The 18390-nt window shown below is 36.6% G+C and carries 21 protein-coding genes; 7 read left to right on the forward strand and 14 right to left on the reverse strand.

Annotation, left to right across the window (positions count from 1 at the left end):
• The first annotated feature begins 60 nt into the window (after nucleotides 1-60).
• The 3 genes from ACKGJN_RS09610 to ACKGJN_RS09620 all read left to right on the forward strand — a co-directional run bounded on the left by ACKGJN_RS09610 (nucleotide 61) and on the right by ACKGJN_RS09620 (nucleotide 2012).
• Nucleotides 61-513 (forward strand): DUF4442 domain-containing protein, encoded by a 453-nt coding sequence (locus ACKGJN_RS09610; RefSeq protein ID WP_409539274.1) that lies wholly within the window; start codon nucleotides 61-63, stop codon nucleotides 511-513.
• Between the two features lie 253 nt (nucleotides 514-766).
• The gene (locus ACKGJN_RS09615) at nucleotides 767-961 is read left to right on the forward strand and encodes a hypothetical protein (protein ID WP_409539275.1); all 195 of its coding nucleotides are present in this window, start codon (nucleotides 767-769) and stop codon (nucleotides 959-961) included.
• 373 nt (nucleotides 962-1334) lie between these two features.
• Nucleotides 1335-2012 (forward strand): hypothetical protein, encoded by a 678-nt coding sequence (locus ACKGJN_RS09620; protein WP_409539276.1) that lies wholly within the window; start codon nucleotides 1335-1337, stop codon nucleotides 2010-2012.
• Nucleotides 2013-2088: 76 nt separating this feature from the next.
• Here ACKGJN_RS09620 and ACKGJN_RS09625 read toward each other — a convergent pair whose 3' ends face one another.
• The 8 genes from ACKGJN_RS09625 to ACKGJN_RS09660 form a co-directional block, all read right to left on the reverse strand.
• Nucleotides 2089-3060, reverse strand: coding sequence for a LysR family transcriptional regulator (locus ACKGJN_RS09625; protein ID WP_409539277.1), 972 nt, complete (start codon nucleotides 3058-3060; stop codon nucleotides 2089-2091).
• 79 nt (nucleotides 3061-3139) lie between these two features.
• Nucleotides 3140-3565 (reverse strand): DUF2141 domain-containing protein, encoded by a 426-nt coding sequence (locus ACKGJN_RS09630; RefSeq protein ID WP_409539278.1) that lies wholly within the window; start codon nucleotides 3563-3565, stop codon nucleotides 3140-3142.
• 106 nt (nucleotides 3566-3671) lie between these two features.
• Nucleotides 3672-5000, reverse strand: coding sequence for a DUF58 domain-containing protein (locus ACKGJN_RS09635; protein WP_409539279.1), 1329 nt, complete (start codon nucleotides 4998-5000; stop codon nucleotides 3672-3674).
• Nucleotides 5001-5999 carry an AAA family ATPase gene (locus ACKGJN_RS09640; protein ID WP_409539280.1) on the reverse strand — a complete coding sequence of 333 codons (999 nt, stop codon included), beginning with the start codon at nucleotides 5997-5999 and terminating at the stop codon, nucleotides 5001-5003. It abuts the gene before it with no gap.
• Nucleotides 5992-7194, reverse strand: coding sequence for a DUF4350 domain-containing protein (locus ACKGJN_RS09645; RefSeq protein WP_409539281.1), 1203 nt, complete (start codon nucleotides 7192-7194; stop codon nucleotides 5992-5994). Before ACKGJN_RS09645 ends, ACKGJN_RS09640 begins: the two co-directional genes overlap by 8 nt.
• Nucleotides 7187-7981, reverse strand: a complete 795-nt coding sequence (locus tag ACKGJN_RS09650) for a DUF4129 domain-containing protein (protein ID WP_409539282.1) — start codon at nucleotides 7979-7981, stop codon at nucleotides 7187-7189. The genes ACKGJN_RS09645 and ACKGJN_RS09650 overlap by 8 nt, the downstream gene beginning before the upstream one ends.
• Nucleotides 7953-8804, reverse strand: a complete 852-nt coding sequence (locus tag ACKGJN_RS09655; protein WP_409539283.1) for a hypothetical protein — start codon at nucleotides 8802-8804, stop codon at nucleotides 7953-7955. The genes ACKGJN_RS09650 and ACKGJN_RS09655 overlap by 29 nt, the downstream gene beginning before the upstream one ends.
• Entirely contained in the window at nucleotides 8779-9762 is a 984-nt protein-coding gene (locus ACKGJN_RS09660; RefSeq protein WP_409539284.1) for a stage II sporulation protein M, read from the reverse strand. The genes ACKGJN_RS09655 and ACKGJN_RS09660 overlap by 26 nt, the downstream gene beginning before the upstream one ends.
• A 36-nt stretch (nucleotides 9763-9798) precedes the next feature.
• On the opposite strand from ACKGJN_RS09660, the gene ACKGJN_RS09665 reads away from it, so the two are divergent.
• Entirely contained in the window at nucleotides 9799-10512 is a 714-nt protein-coding gene (locus ACKGJN_RS09665; protein ID WP_409539285.1) for an RDD family protein, read from the forward strand.
• Between the two features lies 1 nt (nucleotide 10513).
• Here ACKGJN_RS09665 and ACKGJN_RS09670 read toward each other — a convergent pair whose 3' ends face one another.
• Nucleotides 10514-11254, reverse strand: a complete 741-nt coding sequence (locus tag ACKGJN_RS09670; RefSeq protein WP_409539286.1) for a peptidylprolyl isomerase — start codon at nucleotides 11252-11254, stop codon at nucleotides 10514-10516.
• Here ACKGJN_RS09670 and ACKGJN_RS09675 point away from each other — a divergent pair.
• Both ACKGJN_RS09675 and ACKGJN_RS09680 read left to right on the forward strand, forming a co-directional pair.
• Nucleotides 11253-11894 (forward strand): NUDIX hydrolase, encoded by a 642-nt coding sequence (locus ACKGJN_RS09675; protein WP_409539287.1) that lies wholly within the window; start codon nucleotides 11253-11255, stop codon nucleotides 11892-11894. The two genes, ACKGJN_RS09670 and ACKGJN_RS09675, sit on opposite strands and share 2 nt — an antisense overlap.
• A 313-nt stretch (nucleotides 11895-12207) precedes the next feature.
• Nucleotides 12208-13011, forward strand: a complete 804-nt coding sequence (locus tag ACKGJN_RS09680; RefSeq protein WP_409539288.1) for a lysophospholipid acyltransferase family protein — start codon at nucleotides 12208-12210, stop codon at nucleotides 13009-13011.
• 72 nt (nucleotides 13012-13083) lie between these two features.
• Here ACKGJN_RS09680 and ACKGJN_RS09685 read toward each other — a convergent pair whose 3' ends face one another.
• The 3 genes from ACKGJN_RS09685 to ACKGJN_RS09695 all read right to left on the reverse strand — a co-directional run bounded on the left by ACKGJN_RS09685 (nucleotide 13084) and on the right by ACKGJN_RS09695 (nucleotide 15303).
• The gene (locus tag ACKGJN_RS09685) at nucleotides 13084-14007 is read right to left on the reverse strand and encodes a sterol desaturase family protein (protein WP_409539289.1); all 924 of its coding nucleotides are present in this window, start codon (nucleotides 14005-14007) and stop codon (nucleotides 13084-13086) included.
• A gap of 160 nt (nucleotides 14008-14167) precedes the next feature.
• Nucleotides 14168-14806 carry a hypothetical protein gene (locus ACKGJN_RS09690; RefSeq protein ID WP_409539290.1) on the reverse strand — a complete coding sequence of 213 codons (639 nt, stop codon included), beginning with the start codon at nucleotides 14804-14806 and terminating at the stop codon, nucleotides 14168-14170.
• A gap of 2 nt (nucleotides 14807-14808) precedes the next feature.
• Nucleotides 14809-15303 (reverse strand): RNA polymerase sigma factor, encoded by a 495-nt coding sequence (locus ACKGJN_RS09695; protein WP_409539291.1) that lies wholly within the window; start codon nucleotides 15301-15303, stop codon nucleotides 14809-14811.
• A gap of 204 nt (nucleotides 15304-15507) precedes the next feature.
• On the opposite strand from ACKGJN_RS09695, the gene ACKGJN_RS09700 reads away from it, so the two are divergent.
• Nucleotides 15508-16815 (forward strand): NAD(P)/FAD-dependent oxidoreductase, encoded by a 1308-nt coding sequence (locus ACKGJN_RS09700; protein ID WP_409539292.1) that lies wholly within the window; start codon nucleotides 15508-15510, stop codon nucleotides 16813-16815.
• A gap of 344 nt (nucleotides 16816-17159) precedes the next feature.
• Here the strand turns inward: ACKGJN_RS09700 and ACKGJN_RS09705 are convergent, their stop codons facing one another.
• Complete coding sequence (locus ACKGJN_RS09705; RefSeq protein ID WP_409539293.1) at nucleotides 17160-17588, reverse strand: DUF4268 domain-containing protein; 429 nt, start codon at nucleotides 17586-17588, stop codon at nucleotides 17160-17162.
• 2 nt (nucleotides 17589-17590) lie between these two features.
• Nucleotides 17591-18259, reverse strand: a complete 669-nt coding sequence (locus ACKGJN_RS09710; protein WP_409539294.1) for a ZIP family metal transporter — start codon at nucleotides 18257-18259, stop codon at nucleotides 17591-17593.
• Between the last annotated feature and the right edge of the window lie 131 nt (nucleotides 18260-18390).

Consider the following 18390-nt stretch of genomic DNA (forward strand, 5'->3'; position numbering starts at 1 on the left):
GTTTAACATTTCGGTATGTTCTAAAATTTGAATACTTTTAGAAAAAATACGATCATACTTATGGATTTAACGCCGGGAAAACTCAATAAATTTTTAATGTTCAAATTGCCAAGTGCCTGGATTAGTGGGGTACGTGTGAAAGAAATCAGTGAAGAGCGCTGCGAGGTTGGTGTAAAACACAGATGGATCAATCAGAACCCTTTCAATTCACTTTATTTCGCGGTCCAGGCCATGGCAGCCGAATTAAGTACAGGAGCTTTGGTAATGGGCCATATTCGCGAAAGCGGGGGAAAGATTTCCATGCTGGTAGCTCAAAATAAGGCGGTTTTCACCAAAAAGGCAACCGGAAAAATACGCTTCGTATGCAGTGATGGGAAATTGATCAAGGATGCCATAGACAAAACAATCTCTACGGGCGACGGACAAACATTCTGGATGAAGTCTGTTGGAACTAATGAGGAAGGAATTGAAGTTTCTACTTTTGAATTTGAATGGACGATCAGGAAGAAATAAGCACGAAATTCATTATTGTCTTGTTCAGGCATGGGTGATGTAGTTAGGGAGACAGAAGGTTTAATTTCACGATTTGTATGGAATTTGAGCTTCCTTAACTAAAATAATGACTAAAGGATTTCATAATTGCTGGTTAAAAAGGGAGAAGATCAGGAATTTTTCACTATATTTAAAAAGTATTAAAATTTAAAGCCTATTGATTTATTTCTACTCTTTTAAGCTAATCATTCAATAACCTAAAAAATTTCAAATTATGGCGAGAGCGATGTTTGAATACACCAAAACTATCTTGCATAAGGTTAGTTTTGATGCGGTTCTTTTCTGCAAAGAAGTAAAAAAAGCAATTCAGCGTTTACTTCCTCATGAAATCGAGGAATTAAAAATCTGGATTATTTCATTAACCAGACAGAACCCGGAATTAAATCAATGTCTAATATATTTAAACTAAAAAATAAGCGGCCTCAAAGCCGCTTATTTTTTTTGAAAAGGCTATGAAATTAGGTTTCGAAAAAGTTTTTGCTCTTTATAATTGAAAACTTTTAATTTCATCTGCTAAAGAATTTATACTTTCCTAATCTTTCTTTCATGCTATAGTTCATTTGAAGTATTTGTATTCAATACTTTGATATAAAATTTAACATATTCTTATTTATTTTGTAGATTACCCCTCTTTAACTGAATTATATGTCCAATTTCGATATTCTCTTGAATTTATCGCTAGCATTTCTGCTTAAACTGAGTTTTAATTCAGTTATACAAATTTTGGGAACATTCCGAAAAGCCAAATCAATTCCGAAGTAGAAAAAATTAAATCATTCAATATGAGAATTATTTTTAAAATCTTTTCTTTATTTAGTTTAAGCTTGTTGTTTGCAAGTTGTTCAACAGATAATAATCCTACAATTTTAACAGCCACTACTCCTACTGTTACTTTGGAGTCAACAGCTGCAGATGTAGAAAAAACCTATACCACTATCGAAATCAGCGGGTTGGTTGATGATGACGGGGGAGATCCTGTTGTAGCCCGTGGAACGGTATGGAGCACCGTCACTAATCCAAGCTTAAGTGATAATTTCACCACAGAATCTTCAGCAAACTTTACCAGTGAAATTGAAGGTCTTGAAGCAAATACTAGCTATTATTTTAAAACTTATGCGACAAACGCAGAAGGTACAGCCTACAGTAATGAAAAATCGATCACCACGAATTCTTTAGGAGGGACTACCTGGGATTTTCATGTAGTTTACGACCAAAATACTTCCTGGCACGGAGATGTGGTATTCAATGCCGATGGAACAGCTGTTTATGATGAGCCTACTTCTCCGGGGACTTATCTTACTAATGGTACCTGGACTTTAACAGGTAATGATCTTTTTTATGATTTTGATAGCTCAAACCCAGGCAATGTTACATATACCGGTCCTATAGAAGTAGAACAAATGAGTGGTGTTTTCAATTATCCTAATCATCAGGGAACCTGGACGGCAGTGGAATACTAAAGTTCACTGTTTCTTATTTATAAAAAAGCTGTCTGATGAAATTATTTTCAGACAGCCAATTTTTTATTCAGAAAATCTAATTAGACTTTTTAAACTGCAGCTTCTTTTTACTCTTGCTTAAAGGACTTATGATCTTCACATTTTGAAAGGCGATAGCACCTTTTACAACTCCGGAGATTGTACTTTTAAGCGCCTCTATGATGTGTATTTTAAGTTCACTTTTATTGTAGATAAGGCTTACCTCCCTTGCAGGTACAGGATCTTGAAACATTTTTAAATTTTTACTTTCGTTTTCATTCAAATCCAGGGTGTGCAAATAAGGAAGTAATGTCATTCCCAAACCTTCATTGGCGAGTTTAACCAAAGTTTCAAAACTTCCACTTTCCAATTGGAAATGGTCACCATTTAAATTTTTGGGTGTTTTACATAAATTTAGAATTCCATCCTTGAAACAATGACCATCCTCAAGCAATAAAATATCATCGATATCAAGATCTTCTACTTTTAGCTTTTCAAGTTTTGAAAGACGGTGACTTTGGGGAATATAGGCCACAAAAGGTTCATAATATAAAATCTGTTCCTTGATGTTTTCCGTTTCCAGGGGAGTAGCGGCAATTGCAGCATCCAAATGGCCTTCCTTGAGTCGCTCAATAATAGTATCTGTATTGAGTTCTTCGATTTTAAGTTTGACCTTTGGATATTTTTTGATGAAATTATTTAGAAACATAGGCAAAAGCGTTGGCATTATGGTAGGAATTATGCCAATCCTGAAAGTGCCGCCTATAAAACCTTTCTGCTGATCTACAATATCCTGAATTCTATCGCTTTCATTTACAATATTTCGAGCCTGATTAACAATTTTTCGCCCGGTTTCGGTAAGCTGAATAGGTTTTTTACTCCGGTCAAAAATACGAACTCCCAATTCATCTTCAAGTTTTTGAATTTGCATACTCAAGGTAGGCTGGGTTACAAAGACTTTTTGAGCTGCTTTGGTAAAATTTTGATATTCAGCAACTGCTAATACATACTGTAATTGGGTAATTGTCATAAATCAAATTTAATAATCAAATACAAATGTATTGATTATTTCTATTTGATTGTTAAAAAATAAACAATTCATCTATAGTTTAGTTCAGAAATATAATTTCCATCTTCAACGGCTCTCGGGAAACTTCAAATTTTGAGTCTTCCCAAACAGGAGGGCCATTAGGGTTTACCTTGTTATTTGATATTCCATAAGGTTCCCCTGGTTTCCCGCCAGGTTCAAAATCCATTTTATTATTGCCGTTCAGATCATGAAAACCAGATATTGCATAGGTTCCGGGAGGAACTCCTTCAAAGGTTATCGTGGCGCTTCCGTTTTTAATATCCCCTTTGGCTGTATATTTAGGAGCGGATTTCATAAAGATCATTTCAGTATAAATACCCATTAGCAAACAACCTTCATTACTGGACAGATTATTTACACTCACGGTAACTGTGGAGGTGTTTTCAGATTGAGAAAAGGCAAATGTAGAAACAAACAATGTTATAAATAGAATCAAATATTTCATAAGAATCAGGTTTTGAGAAAGTCAAATCTAACACAGTGAAACTGGATTATATACAAAATATTCTTAATTGTGACTTATTTGAGAGTAAAGCGACTTAAAATTATACCTACAATATCCCCCGGGCTTTTATCTCGAGATATTTATTAATAGTGTTAACCGTAAGTTCTTCCGGACGGGTTAAAACGGTTTGAATTCCGTGTTGTTGAAGTGTTTTAACAATCAACCTTTTTTCGTAGTGGAAATCTTCTGCAATAATTTGATGGGCCAGTTCCGGTACTTGGTAGGTTTCATTTTGGATAGCTTTTTCCAGCTCGGTGTTTTCAAAAAGTACCACCACCACGATATGCTTTTTAGAAAGTGCTTTCAAATAGGGAAGTTGCCTGTTCAAAGCATTCATATGTTCAAAATTGGTATACAGCATGAGCAAACTGCGATGGGTAAGTTGTCTTTTAACCGTGGTATACAGCAACCCAAAATCTGAATCGCGAAATTCAGTTGTAATATTATAGAGATTGTGAAGGATTAAATTGAGCTGGGTTTTTTTAGCGTTGGCGGGAAGCAGGCTTCCTATCTTGTTTGAAAAAGAAAGCAGGCCTACTTTATCCTTTTTTTGCAAAGCGACATTGGAAAATGCAAGACTGCTGTTTATAGAATAATCAAGTAAACTAAGGCTGTTAAAAGGCATTTTCATCAGTCTGCCGGTATCTATTACCGAATAAACCGGCTGGGCTTTTTCATCCTGAAATTGATTTACCATCAATCCGGCTTGTTTGGCGGTTGCCTTCCAGTTGATACTTCTTATATCATCTCCCGGGACATATTCCTTTATCTGTTCAAAATCCTGGGTATGTCCTATCCGTCTTATTTTCTTTAAACCAGGTTGCTTTAATCTTTTATCAATAGCCAGGAAATCATATTTCCGCATCTGAATAATGGATGGATAAACTTTAACCATTTGGTCTTCATCAAAAATCAGTCGTTTCTTCACCAATTTCAATTTGTTGGAAACAAAAAGGTTTAGTTTTCCAAAATAGTATTCCCCGCGCTCCACAGGACGAACAAAATATTGAAACTCTGTTTGGGAATTAGAATCAACTTCAGTTTTCTTCAGAAAATCGCGTTTTTGAAATTGAACCGGGAGTTCATCTATTATTTCAAGATAAACCTTATACCTGTATTTATTCTGAATTTGAATAATCACCGGGTTTTGATCTGAATTTGAGAATTTTTCAAAAAGTATTCTTTGTGCATTTATGCCATTTCTGGAAAACAAAATCACGGTATCCAGAAGGATAGCAAAAAGCAATAAAATTAATAATATCCAGGTAATGGCATACAATACCGGGATCCAGAAGGAAAACAAGAACAATCCCGCAATTCCAAAAATGGCCCAAAATACCCGTTGCTGAAAATAGATAGCTTTTATAAAGTGCACTTATCTGGGGATTTCTATAGTATTGGCAATAAGATCGATCACGTTTTCTGGAGTGATTCCTTCCATTTCTTTTTCCGGAGAAAGAATCACCCGGTGGGCAAGAACGGGAACCAGTACTTTTTTAATGTCTTCCGGAATCACAAAATCCCTTCCCTGGATTGCTGCCATAGCTTTGGAAGAATTCATCACTGCAATGGAAGCCCTTGGAGAAGCTCCCAGGTATAAATGCGGATGATTCCTGGTTTTAATAACCAGCTGCGCAATGTAATTAAGCAATTTTTCTTCCACCAAAACACCCTGAATTTGTTTTTGAAGTTCCAGAAGTTTTTCAGGAGTCAGTACCGCGATGATTCCTTCTTCGGGTGCAGCTCCCTTTCTATCATGATGAGATTGCAGGATTTCCACTTCTTCCAAAGGAGTAGGATAATCCACTTTTATTTTAAAGAGGAATCTGTCCAGTTGCGCCTCTGGCAGGGCATAGGTTCCTTCCTGTTCTATGGGGTTTTGAGTTGCCAGAACCATAAATGGTGGTGGCATCAGGTATTTTTTTCCATCTATGGTGATTTGCCGCTCTTCCATCACTTCAAATAATGCAGCCTGAGTTTTTGCCGGGGCGCGGTTGATCTCATCTATTAGCACAATATTGGAAAAAATTGGCCCCGGTTTAAATTCAAAATCGGAAGATTTCGAACTAAGTACCGAAGTTCCCAAAACATCACTGGGCATGAGATCTGGTGTAAACTGGATCCTGCTAAAATCTGTTTCCAGGGTTTTGGCAAAAAGTTTCGCGGTAATGGTTTTTGCCACTCCGGGAACGCCTTCGATTAGGACATGTCCGTTTGCCAAAAGTGCGGCTATTAACAGTTCTATAAAATTTTCCTGTCCTATGATGACTTTCCCCAATTGAGACTTTAAATCTATTACCGCTTTTTTAAGATCTTCCAGCGGAATTCGGTTGTCAAAATTTAGTTCAGGATTTTCAAAGGTTTCGTTATTCATTATTTGAGTTTTTATAGGATTGAATCATAGTATTAAGATCCTGTAATTCCTGTTTTGTTAGTTGAATTTTATTGGATAGCTCCCTGAATTTTTCAAAAAGATTTGCTGTTTCGGTTTGGCTATGTTCGCTTTTTATGGCTAATTCCGAATAAAAATGATCAGATTCCACGGAAGTATCAATTCTGTACCTCGTTCGAATATAATCATAAAAATGTTTGATTTGTTTTTGGGCAAGTGCCTTAAATTCTTTTTGTTCAAGGTAAAGATTGGCTATGGTTTTAGAATATTCATAGGTTTGATTTTTTAATGGCGCTACCACCGGAATGGCACGTTGTTTTCTTTTACCTTCAAAAATTATAAATAAAATACAGCCTGCTATTGCAAGATAGTAAGCCCACTTTAAAGCTTTGTTCCCAAGTAAAATATACAGGGGAGAGGAAGCATAGGCTTTACCTGATTTGTAGTAGGAATCCCAATAAACCTTTTCATCGCGGTTTATATATGCCAAAACCCCTTCGGCATAGTGATAGTTATCGTTGGAAAGTAAAAAGTAATTTGCCAATGCCTGTGGATTGGAATGTAAAAAAATCTCACCATCTCCAAATTGGGACTTTATAAAATTTATTTTCTTTTCTTCGGAAGCATCGTCGGTATAGTTGGCAATACCTAAAACCATTTGATTTAAAGTGTCTATTTCACTGAAATAAAGTGATTCCACGTCATAGGTAAATTTATAAGCGGTATCTCTTTTTAATTTGGGATGCACAAAATTAAGCCCTGGCCTGGAAATGAAATTTTCCATTCCGCTGTAAGTTGTGGCTTTCATGTTGAGCGTATCCAGTAAATTCTTTCCAATATATCCTGCAGAAATGAAAACCGAATTTCCCTGGGATACCCAGTTTAAGACTTTTTTGAGTTCACTGTCATCAAATGCCACAGTGTTATTCAGAAAGAAATAGGTTCCCTTTGGAGCTTCATTCAAAAACTCATAAGGGGGAATTTTTACTTTTTCAAGGGGTGTTTCCTTATTTTTGGTCCAGGAATCGAAAAGCACAAAACTCCCCAGGGCAATTTTATCGGTTTCGAGGTAGCTTGGGTTCCAATTTACCGGTTCTGGCTGAGTGGCTTCCAGGTAAGTTAAGAAAAGCACCAAAAGGAGGAAAGCTCCAAACGCTAACTTCAAACCTCTACTCATTTTGAAGGGTTTTTAGTGAAGTTTGAAAATCCTGAAAAAATCCCTGCGTCTTTTTGAAGTCATCTTCAGAAATTGGAAAACTACCGTACCAAATAAAATCATAAATCCGCATGAGCTTTTTAAGTTCCGGCCTGAAATGTTCCTTTTTCAGTTCATTTAAATATTCGGTATCAGTTTTTTGAAATTCATATTGTATCAATTCCTTCGCATTTAGTTGCCGCAGGAGTTGCAGGTAATAATAACGAACTGCGAGCCTGTAATCTCCATCACGGATCGCCTGTTCAATGAGATCGGAAATATTTTCAGATTTGATGATTTTTTCCTCTTCGGTAAGAAATACTTCAGGTTCTTCTTTAGCTGCTAAAAGATAATTTCCGGGATTCAACCGGATAAAAAGCCAGACTGCAAAAGCTACAATTGCCATGAGCAATAAATATGGCAGTAACTTCAGGAAAAAAGCGAGGATAGTGTTTGCTTCATAATCGCCAAATAACCAATCTAAAATTTGATGATACCTCATGGTCACCCATTCTTTAAACCGGGTCCACCAATTGTCTTTTTCTGCAGCATTTAGATAATCAAAAGCTTTCTCGGTTTTATATTCCTTAATTTGCTGCTCTTCAAATTTTAAAGACTCAATGCTGCCATTGGTGTCATAGCTGATCTTTTTCGGACTTTGGGAAATAGTATCCTGTGTCCAGCCAAAGGATGAACAAAAGAATAGTAGTAGGAATAAGACCAAAGAAAATTGCATAAGATTATTTTCCCAGGTTGTCGATTTGTTCAAAGGTACCGGTAAGATTTTTTTCCTCGTTTAAGTGGAAATAAATAAAAGCAATTACAATAACGCTGATGGAGTAAAGTATATATTGAATAAGAGATGCTAAAACCTGAAGCACGATTAAAACCCAATCTGAATCCAAAGCCATATCTGCTGCAGATCCTTCCTGCACCATGGTCATCATTTTTACTAAAGTGTAAATAATTAGCGGAATTTGAAATACCAGGCCAATAATATAAACCAGCAATCCTGTTACAATAAGCGTTATAAACGTCATCCACCAATTATCTTTTATGAGGGTAAAAGAATACGAAATAGAATCGGTTAAATTGGTTTGTTTAAAGATCATGATAGCTCCCACAAGGCTAAGCGGTACAAAAAGGTAAATCCCCGGGATCACAAACAGGACAAATCCTGCAAACATTATGATAGCAGAAACAAGAAAGAGCATGAGCAGCCTTCCAAAGTCGTTTTTTACCCCAGTAGTGATCTCAGCTTCCACTGTTTCTCCATCATGCCTCATATAGGATTTTATATAATGATAAATGGTTGCGTACAGGTAAGAGTAATAAATCAATAAGGTTAAAGCAAGTACGGAGAATGCAATGATGAAGTCACCGGAGGAGAAATCCATTGATTGTAATATACTTGAGGGAACCGAATAGGTGTAATAGGACAAGGCTGCAACAAGCAAAATAAAAGAGGGGCCTACCAGGCTTACCAAATAATTAAAAAGCGTTTTATAATTTTCCCTGATAAATTTAAAAGTAGCATTGATGATTTCTCCCAGCTCCCTTTTTTGTTTAAACTGAATGTAATTGTTTTGCATTTAAATTTTCTTTTTTGTTCAAATAAATTGGATAATATACATAATAGAACAGAATGCTAAGAAATGATAGACTAATAATTAAAATTGCCAACCAATCCGGCATCCAGGTTAACCTGGTTACAAATCCTTCCAGAAACCCTGCTACAATAAAAAACGGAATAGTGCTAATCACGATTTTCAATCCGTTTTTTACTCCCTGAACAAAGGAAGTAAGCCTGGTAAATGTTTGCGGGAAGAGGATGCTTTTTCCAACTGCCAGGCCGGCACATCCCGCGATAATGATTACGGAGATCTCTATGGTTCCATGAATCCAAATTGTTCTGGCAGATTCCCACAGCATTCCGTTTTGGTAAAAGAAATACTGAAAAGAACCTAACATGATAGCATTCTGCATCAAAACAAAAACGGTGCCTATTCCTGCTAAAATCCCCAACGTAAAGGCCATTAAAGCAACCCGAATATTATTGATAGTGATACCAAGGAACATATCCAGTTCTCCCATTTGTTTATAAACCGCCATTGGATCATTCTTTTCGATGTTTTCCATCGTCATATTGATGTAGGCATCTCCTAATATAGCACGGACAAAGGAAGCATCACTGGAGGCCGAAAAGGCGCCAACAGTAACAAAAACAGCAAATATTATAAAGCTTAAGAGTAATTGCTTCTGAAAATGAAAAAACATTCGCGGGAAATCTTCAACATAAAATTTCCACAGGAAGTTCCCGGATTCCTTTTTAGTGGTATAAATCTTTTGATGCGCCTGTGCAGCGAGATCATTTAAATAAATAGCGGTATTACTTTTTGGATAGTATGTTTGAGCATAACTAAGATCATCTGTAACTTCAAGATAGAGTTCAGAAATTTTTTTAGGAGGAATGGTGGTTTTTGTGCCAAGCTCCCTTTCAAATTCCAACCATTTATCCTTATTTTGCTTCACGAAAGCCGCCTCGCGCATTGGTAGTTTTTAATATCTCTCAAAGAAACGTATTTAATGGACAATTTTCAAATAGAAACCGCCCAAAATATTGGGATTCAACAAAAGGTTGCAGGAATAGGCGAGAGAATATTAGCTTTTTTGGTGGATACTTTTTTGCTCATCGCCTATGGAATTTTATCATCTTTGGCTATTGCAGGCCTTGGGATGGAGGGCGGAGACCTTTGGGTTTACTATTTAATAATAGGTTTGCCCATATTTTTATATTATTTATTGTTTGAATCCTTTAACAATGGAAGGACGCCTGGAAAGGCTGCGTTAAACATACGAGTTGTAAAACTGGATGGTTCACGTCCACGGTTTAGTCAATTTTTAGTCCGGTGGTTATTGAGATTAATCGATGTCACCCTGGCAAGTGGAAGCATTGCTGTGGTAACTATTCTTTTAAATGGAAAAGGTCAGAGACTGGGAGATATGGCAGCCGGTACCACGGTAATTTCTGAAAAAAAACAGCTTGGTTTATCACAAACTTTAATGGTTGATCTCCCTGAAAATTATATCCCGAAATACCCTCAGGTTGCCCTGTTAAAAGATAAAGATATTCAGAACATTAAGAGTTTATATCAAAATGCCAGAAGGGACGGAAATCATAAGGTGATTTTATCCCTTTCAAAAAAAATTTCAGAGTTACTGGAAGTTGAACCACAGGAGACTCCATCTAATTTTGTGAAGACCATCCTCAGGGATTTTAATTATTACACTCAGCAATAAGTTAGTCGATTATTTCAACCTCCATTTTCACATTTTGCATTGGCCATTCTCCTTCGCCCACAGGTTGTTTGTTAATGCTGTCCACAACATCCATACCTTTTGTAACCCTTCCAAAAACGGTATGGTCATTATCAAGGTGATGAGCGCCCCGCTCGCTTTGCACTATAAAAAATTCAAAAGGGGAAGAAGCCTTACTCACATTTTGCTCGGCATATTTTGCTGCCGAAAAAGCGCCCCTGGTATGGCGATGTCCGGCTTCAAATTCACTTGGAATAAGAAAAGACCCAATGTTGTTTCTTTTGATACTGGTTTCACGGTTATCTGAATTTCCTCCCTGAATGACAAAACCTTCAGCTACCCTGTGAAAATAAGTACCGTTAAAATAACCCTGTTTTGTCAAAAACAAGAAATTACCCCTATGTAAGGGAGTATCCCGATACAGAGTAACTTCAATATCTCCAAAACGCGTTTTTATCCTTATCCGGTTTTCTGGATTCTCCTTTCCGTATTCAAGTAAAAAAGGAATTAATTCTTCCTGGACCAGCATAGGTTCCTCATTGATCACGAGTTTCTTTTCTTCCTTTTTTTCTTCCCGGATCTTCTTAATTAAAGAAGAATCCTTATCGGTTTTGGTACTGTTTGTAGTTGTTTTGACATTAATATTCTTCGATTTTTGCGTATCTTCACAACTTGCAAAAAACAGAAATAGTAAACTCGAAAGGAGTAAAATATGTTTGCTCATGAAATTCTCTGATTTTAGGTCTAATATGCCAAATTTAAAAAAAATTGATCTTCCGGGAGAGGAAGCTCACTATAAATTGGCGCCAATAATTAGGGTGAAGGAATTGGAAAACCTGGATATTGAATCCAGAAAGCCAAATAAGGCTGGTGTAATGGCTGTTTTTTATCCGGACCAGAAAGAAAACACAAAGCTTGTTTTGATTTTAAGGAGAACCTATAAAGGGGTACATTCCAATCAGGTTGGTTTCCCGGGCGGAAGGGTAGAGCTTTTTGATAAGAATTTAAAACATACTGCACTTAGAGAAACCGAAGAAGAAGTAGGTATACCAAAGCAGGAGGTCGAGGTGATAAAAAAACTGACAAAGTTATATATCCCACCCAGCAATTTCTGGGTCCATCCTTATGTGGGATTGGTGAATAAAACCCCATATCTGGTTCCGCAGGAAAGCGAAGTGGAACAGATACTGGAGGTTGATATTGATCATTTTCTGGATGAGAAAAATATGATCACTGAAACCCTGAATACCTCTTATGCCAAAAATATACTGGTTCCCGCCTTTAATTTAAACGGGCATATAGTTTGGGGCGCAACGGCGATGATGCTAAATGAATTGAAAGTATTGCTTAAGGAAGTTCTTTAATCCCTTATTGAGGGTTTAACCGGCCTTGACGGACGGGCATGTTCCCCGAGTCCTGCCCGAATCGTTCAGGCGGGCCTCCCGAAAATATCGGAAAAAACCTTGTGGGCTTGCCGAGGTTTTTGAATGAGAATTTATTTATATTGGCTCTTTTTTTGAGAGCTATTCAATTTTAATCGCTCATTGAGGGTTTTAACCCGTATGACGGACCGGCAGGTTCCCGAATCATTCAGTCGGGCTTCTCAAATTTTTAAAAGTATTTTCCAATTCATACCCTTTGGGCTTGCCCCGAGGTTTTTGATTAAAACAACTGTAAATGGGATTGTTAAAAAGAAATCCGTTTGGACATATTCTTATTCTTAAAAAGTGGCTAATCCGGTTTTTTGGATTATTGACGCATCGTCGTTTCCGTGGCTTCAATGAATTGCACATTGAAGGATCGGAAATCATTAAAAATCTCCCGGAAACCAATGTGCTTTTTGTCTCCAACCATCAAACCTATTTTGCCGATGTTACCGCGATGTTTCATGTTTTTAATGCGAGTTTGAGCGGCCGCGTGGATTCGATCAAAAATATTGGCTATATATGGCATCCAAAATTGAATATTTATTATGTTGCTGCCAAAGAAACAATGCAAGCAGGCTTGCTTACAAGAATAATGGCCTATGCAGGAGCGGTAAGCGTAGAACGTTCCTGGAGGTCTAAGGGGAAAGATGTTCACAGGGAGGTTAATTTAAATGATACTGAAAATATAGGAATTGCATTAAAAGATGGTTGGGTAATCACTTTTCCGCAGGGAACAACAAAGCCTTTTAAACCCATTAGAAAGGGTACCGCACACATCATAAAAAATCATAAACCCATTGTAATTCCTATTGTTATAGATGGTTTTCGTCGCTCTTTTGATAAAAAAGGCATTCGGATAAAGAAACGGGGTATCCTCCAATCTTTTCAAATCAAACCTCCTCTTGATATAGATTATGAAAATGAGACTGTTGAAGAAATCGTGGAGAAACTGGAATACGCCATAGAGCAACATCCTTCATTTTTAAAGGTTATTTCGCCGGAAATCATTGAAGATATGGAAGATCTTAATAAAGAACGGAAATGGGAATATTAAATACACCTGGATTCAAATAGCGGTGGAAATTCGACTAAAAATTTGCTTAGCACTGAAATTTTAAACCAGCAGTTATGCGGCTTCCTCTTTCTGTGCTTTTCGCATTTGCTTTACCGTAAGGGAACTTCCATCATGACTCCATCCTGGTGCGCCAAAAACATACATAAATTTATGTCCCCAATTTTTTGATTTTTTGGTATCCTCCCATATATTTTTATACTCGTGGGTTAGGATAATCCAAAGGTTGTAGGAGTTTGGCGGTGTTGAAACTCCATATTCTATATCTATTTCAGGATCGAGTTCCTTCCAGGTTCCAAAAGCTCTATCGAAAACATTTAGGAATCCACCGTGGTTTTTATCCATATATTCCAGGTTTTTGGCGTGGTGTACCTGGTGCATGGTATGCGTATTTAAAAAGCGCTCTACAATCCCCAGTTTCGGAATGTATTTGCTGTGTAATTGAAATTGCCATAAAGCTTCAATTCCCAGGCATACCACAAGCATTTCTGGCGGAAAGCCTATCATCACGATCCAAACATAAAAAAATGGTTTATATAATATGGTAAACCAACCATTTCGAACTGCGGTCCCAAGGTTAAAATTATCGGAAGAATGGTGCACAATATGAGCTGCCCAAAGAAACCGCACCATATGATTTTGACGGTGAAACCAGTAATAGGTATAATCGTCTAAAAGCATGCAGAATATCCAAACATACCATACATATCCAAAAGATTCCCATCCCATAATATTGGTGCGTACACCTGCAACTATCGGATTAAAAAGCTCATAAACAAAATTGAAGATAAGTATTGCGGATACCGTTTTAATAAGTGCTGCGATAACAGCAGAACCTATTCCAAGAGAAAGACTTGATATTAAATCTTTCCAGTTATAAAGATCTTTATTATGATGGGTTTTGCTATAGGTAAGTTCTAATAGGATTAGTCCTAAAAAACAAGGCACCCCATACACGAGGGGATTTGTGAAATCCATTTTTCTTTTATTTTAATGCCAGCAATCTTGGCTTTTTTACAAAACTAATCAATAAAGAGCAAGTAAAATATTTTATTGATTATAATTGAATATTATGATTTCGATTTTAACCTTTTGCATCAAAATTTAAAACTATTTTTGAACTGATGGCACATAGTACTTAAACCTGCAGTTTCATCAATTCCTTATAATTTTTGGAAAGACGCTTCAAAAGAATGCCATAAAGAAGCCTGTAGAACAACCATATAATACCCAGGAAAACAAGTATTAATATAGTTGTCATTCCAATAAACAAAAGCCATTGATTAAAATTAAATTCATAGGACACTGCTGCTTCGGGAACAGCATTGCTCATATGATAATTAAAGGTGAAATATAAGTAAACAAGGGAGGTTATGGCTGTGGAAATAATAACATAACCAATATAATATTTAACCGTTTTTCGAGTTTTTAATATGTTTTTCATCAATGTCGCGGAATCATCCGTAGATGAGATTTTAATATAATTTCTGTAAAATTGCCATATAAAAAAGAATGTAATCGCATAGCCAATGATATATACACCTATAGTAAATTCCTTCAGGTTAAGAAGTTCCATTTCCTTCCAATATGCTTCATCGGCAAGAAAAATGTTTAAAATTGCCCAGAACAGAAATTCCAGAATGCTTATTACAAAGATCCATTTTACAATAGAAGAGGATCGTTTCCAAATCATTTTGTTTATAGCTTCATAACTAAGCCTGGGATAATTCTCTTCCTGTTTTTTCCAGTCTTGTTTTAAAAGTTCTAATTCATCCATGCTTAGGGATTTAATATTTTTTTAAGCTTTGTCTTAACTCTGTTCATTTTCACTCTTGCATTTACTTCGCTTATACCAAGGGTTTCTGAGATTTCCTTATAATTTTTGTCTTCCAGATATAAAAAGACCAGTGCTTTGTCGATATCATTTAATTCCTTTACAGCACTGTATAATAAGGTTAACTGTTTTTCTGCTTCCCCATCATATTCTTCGGCTTGAATCCTGAAATGAACAGAATCATAATCTGTTGTTTGTATTCCCCGTTTTTTCTTTCGGTACAGGGTAATTGCCGTATTTAAAGCAACCCGATACATCCAGGTGCTGAATTTAGCCTCCCCCCTGAACTTTGGATAGGCTTTCCATAGTTGAATGGTAATCTCCTGAAACAAATCGTTATGCTCGGCCTGATCATTTGTGTAGATCCGGCAAATTTTGTGCACGATATTCTGATGCGTTTCCAGATTGGTAACAAACTGATGTTCGAGTTCTTTATCCACTAAATTTGGCTAGTAAATCATTAGTCTTAACTTCTATAAAGATGTTACAAATGTGCGAAAAATATGTTGGTTGTTTTTAAATATGTAAAATATGGATTTAAGGCTGTGCTAAAAGAAGCGGTTATAACTCTTTCGTTTGATATTTAAACTTACATTAATGTTTCCGCTGTGACATCGAAGTGTTAACTTTATAAAAAAAGAAAAATGAACATTCCTGAAACAAAGTTGCCGCGTGTTGTCATTATAGGAGGTGGATTTGCGGGTATATCCCTTGCCCAAAAATTATTAAAACTACCGCTGCAAACCGTATTGCTGGACAGGCACAATTACCATACGTTTCAGCCATTGTTATACCAGGTTTCTACCTCCGGCCTTGAACCGGACTCCATAGCCTATCCGTTGCGAAAAATTACAAGGCTTCATTCCGGTGGTTATTTCAGAATGGGGGAAGTAACTGGAATTGATGCGGAAAGCAATATCGTTCATTCAGATATTGGTGATTTAAATTATGATTATTTAGTAATCGCCACAGGTTCTAAAACCAATTTCTTCGGAAATAAAAGCATCGAAGAAAATGCAATGTGGATGAAAACCGTTCCACAGGCTTTAAATATCAGGAGTTTGATTCTTGAGAACCTGGAACAGGCTGTAATTACAGAAGATCCAGAAAAGAGAAGGGCGCTCCTTAATTTTGTGCTTGCCGGTGCCGGTCCTACCGGTGTAGAATTAAGCGGTGCTATTGCCGAATTGCGGAACCAAGTAGTTCCTAAGGATTATCCTGATATTGCTGCTGATGAGATGCAAATCCATTTACTGGAAGGTCTTGACCGGGTTTTGCCTCCTATGAGTGTGAAAGCATCCGAAAATGCACATAAATTCCTTGAGGAATTGGGGGTTCATATCCACCTTAATACCATGGTTGAAAGTTATGATGGTCACCTGGTAAAAACCAATACCGATCTTGAACTGAGATCTGAAACCTTTATCTGGTCTGCCGGGGTTACCGGGGCGCCGGTAGCGGGATTGAATGCTTCAGCAATGATTGAAAAGGCAAACAGGTATCAAGTGAACGAATTCAACCAGGTTCATGGCTATGAGAATATTTTCGCCATTGGGGATATAGCTATTATGCAAAGTGAAGACTACCCCAGAGGACATCCTATGGTTGCACAACCCGCAATTCAGCAGGGAAGCCATCTTGCCAAAAACTTTTCCCGACTTCTGAAAGGAGAGCAACTAAAAGCTTTTGAATATTTTGATAAAGGATCTATGGCCACCGTTGGAAGAAACCGTGCTGTGGTGGATATCGGAAAATTTAAATTTGGTGGATTTTTTGCCTGGTATATCTGGATGTTCATCCATTTATGGTTTTTAATAGGATTCCGAAACAGGTTTGTCACTTTCTTTAATTGGGTATACAATTATATCAATTATGATAAAGCGGCAAGACTTATTATAAGGCCTTTTAAAGGCTTTAAAATTGCAATGGAGAACAATCAGAAAAAGTCATAGAAAACATATAAAAGCTATCCGCAGCTATAAATTTCCCTAAAAAATCTTTAGAAGTAACTTCCATTTTTAAGTAGAAAATGTTAAATATCAAAAGAATAAAAACCGTACCGCTTTATTTTCCGTAAATAAGTATGTAGCATTCACTATTAGGCTTTTAAGTGAAAAATTTATTGTAAAAAGGTTTGATTTGTTTTTTTAGCCAAAATCAAATATGAAGATCTTTTCTGCCCCAATATTCACTGATCAGGTTTTTATTGTTATTTGATTTTTTTGGTTGGTTGTTGAAAGGTTTGTTCTGAAAAAGGGCAGACCTTTCATAGTTTAACTACGAATCTGGCAAGGTCTTAATCATTTATACAAGGTTCATATTCCAGAAAAAAGGCCTCCATGAGGTTCATCTTGTCATAAAAGAATTCAAACACGGTGAGCCAGTCCTTTCTGTTATGAATATTCACATTTTCCAGTTCCACAAAAATGCTTGAAATTGTTTTCCCTTCAGGAAGCAGAAAAGATTCTTCAAAAGTGGCATCCGGCAAATAATCGGTAAGCAGGATACTTTTTAATGCAATGATTTTTTCAAAATAATAAGTGCGTATAAGGGCATCCCTGGAAGAAATGTCCATAGATACCTTTGCCGTTTTATTGTCAAAGCTAAATTTAAGCTGAAGCTCTTTCATCTTTGTATCATAGAGGATCCATTTTCTGGAATATTGTTTTCCAAAACCAGTCCAGAATTCCTCCCTGATATTTTTTGATTCTTCCTTGCTGAACATTCTTATAAAAAATAAGCCAAAGCGATCCCGAAAATGATTACCCCAAGTTTGGCAGCATTGAAGGAGTGATTTTTAGAGGCTTCAAATAAAATAGTTGTGGAAACGTGAAGAAAAATTCCTATTACTATTGCATTGATATAGGTTCCGTAGGCACTGATTTCCAAAATATTTGCCTGCAACCAACTACCCAGCGGAGTCATCAAAGCAAATATTCCCAGAAAAATGATGGCTTTTGGTTTGCCAATTTTTGAATTTAAAAGAAAAGCAGATAAAATTGCTGCTACCGGTATTTTGTGAATTACCACGCCATGAAGTAAATGTTCGCTTTGCTCCAGCGGGAAACCTTCCAGGAGCGAATGAATACTTAAGCTTATCAAAAGCAGCAATGGAAATTTATTGGTTTGTTTATCCAGATGCATATGTCCGTGCTCAACACCTTTTGAAATGAATTCCAGAACTATCTGTAATAAAAGCCCCATCATTATAAAAATTCCTACCTGTTCGTTTCCAGATCGATATACCTCGGGAAAAAGTTCAAATACAGTAACCGAAAGGAGATAGGCACCGCTGAAAGAAAGTAAAAACTGAAACCTTTTGGAGGAGGAGGGTTTTAGAAATAAAGAAATTATAAAACCGATGAGTACGGCAAGTAACGGTAAAATATAGATCATGAATTTATAATGCTTTAAACTTTATACGCCAATTAGGCTGAAATTCTTTTAATCCATCATTGATGGATAATCCAAATAAGCCTGAAATCGGGTTTATCTGGTTAGGCTGTAATTATTATTTGGGACAAAAT

Origin of the sequence: Gillisia xinjiangensis (assembly GCF_046298265.1) — a bacterium.
In the GTDB taxonomy this organism is placed as follows: domain Bacteria; phylum Bacteroidota; class Bacteroidia; order Flavobacteriales; family Flavobacteriaceae; genus Gillisia; species Gillisia xinjiangensis.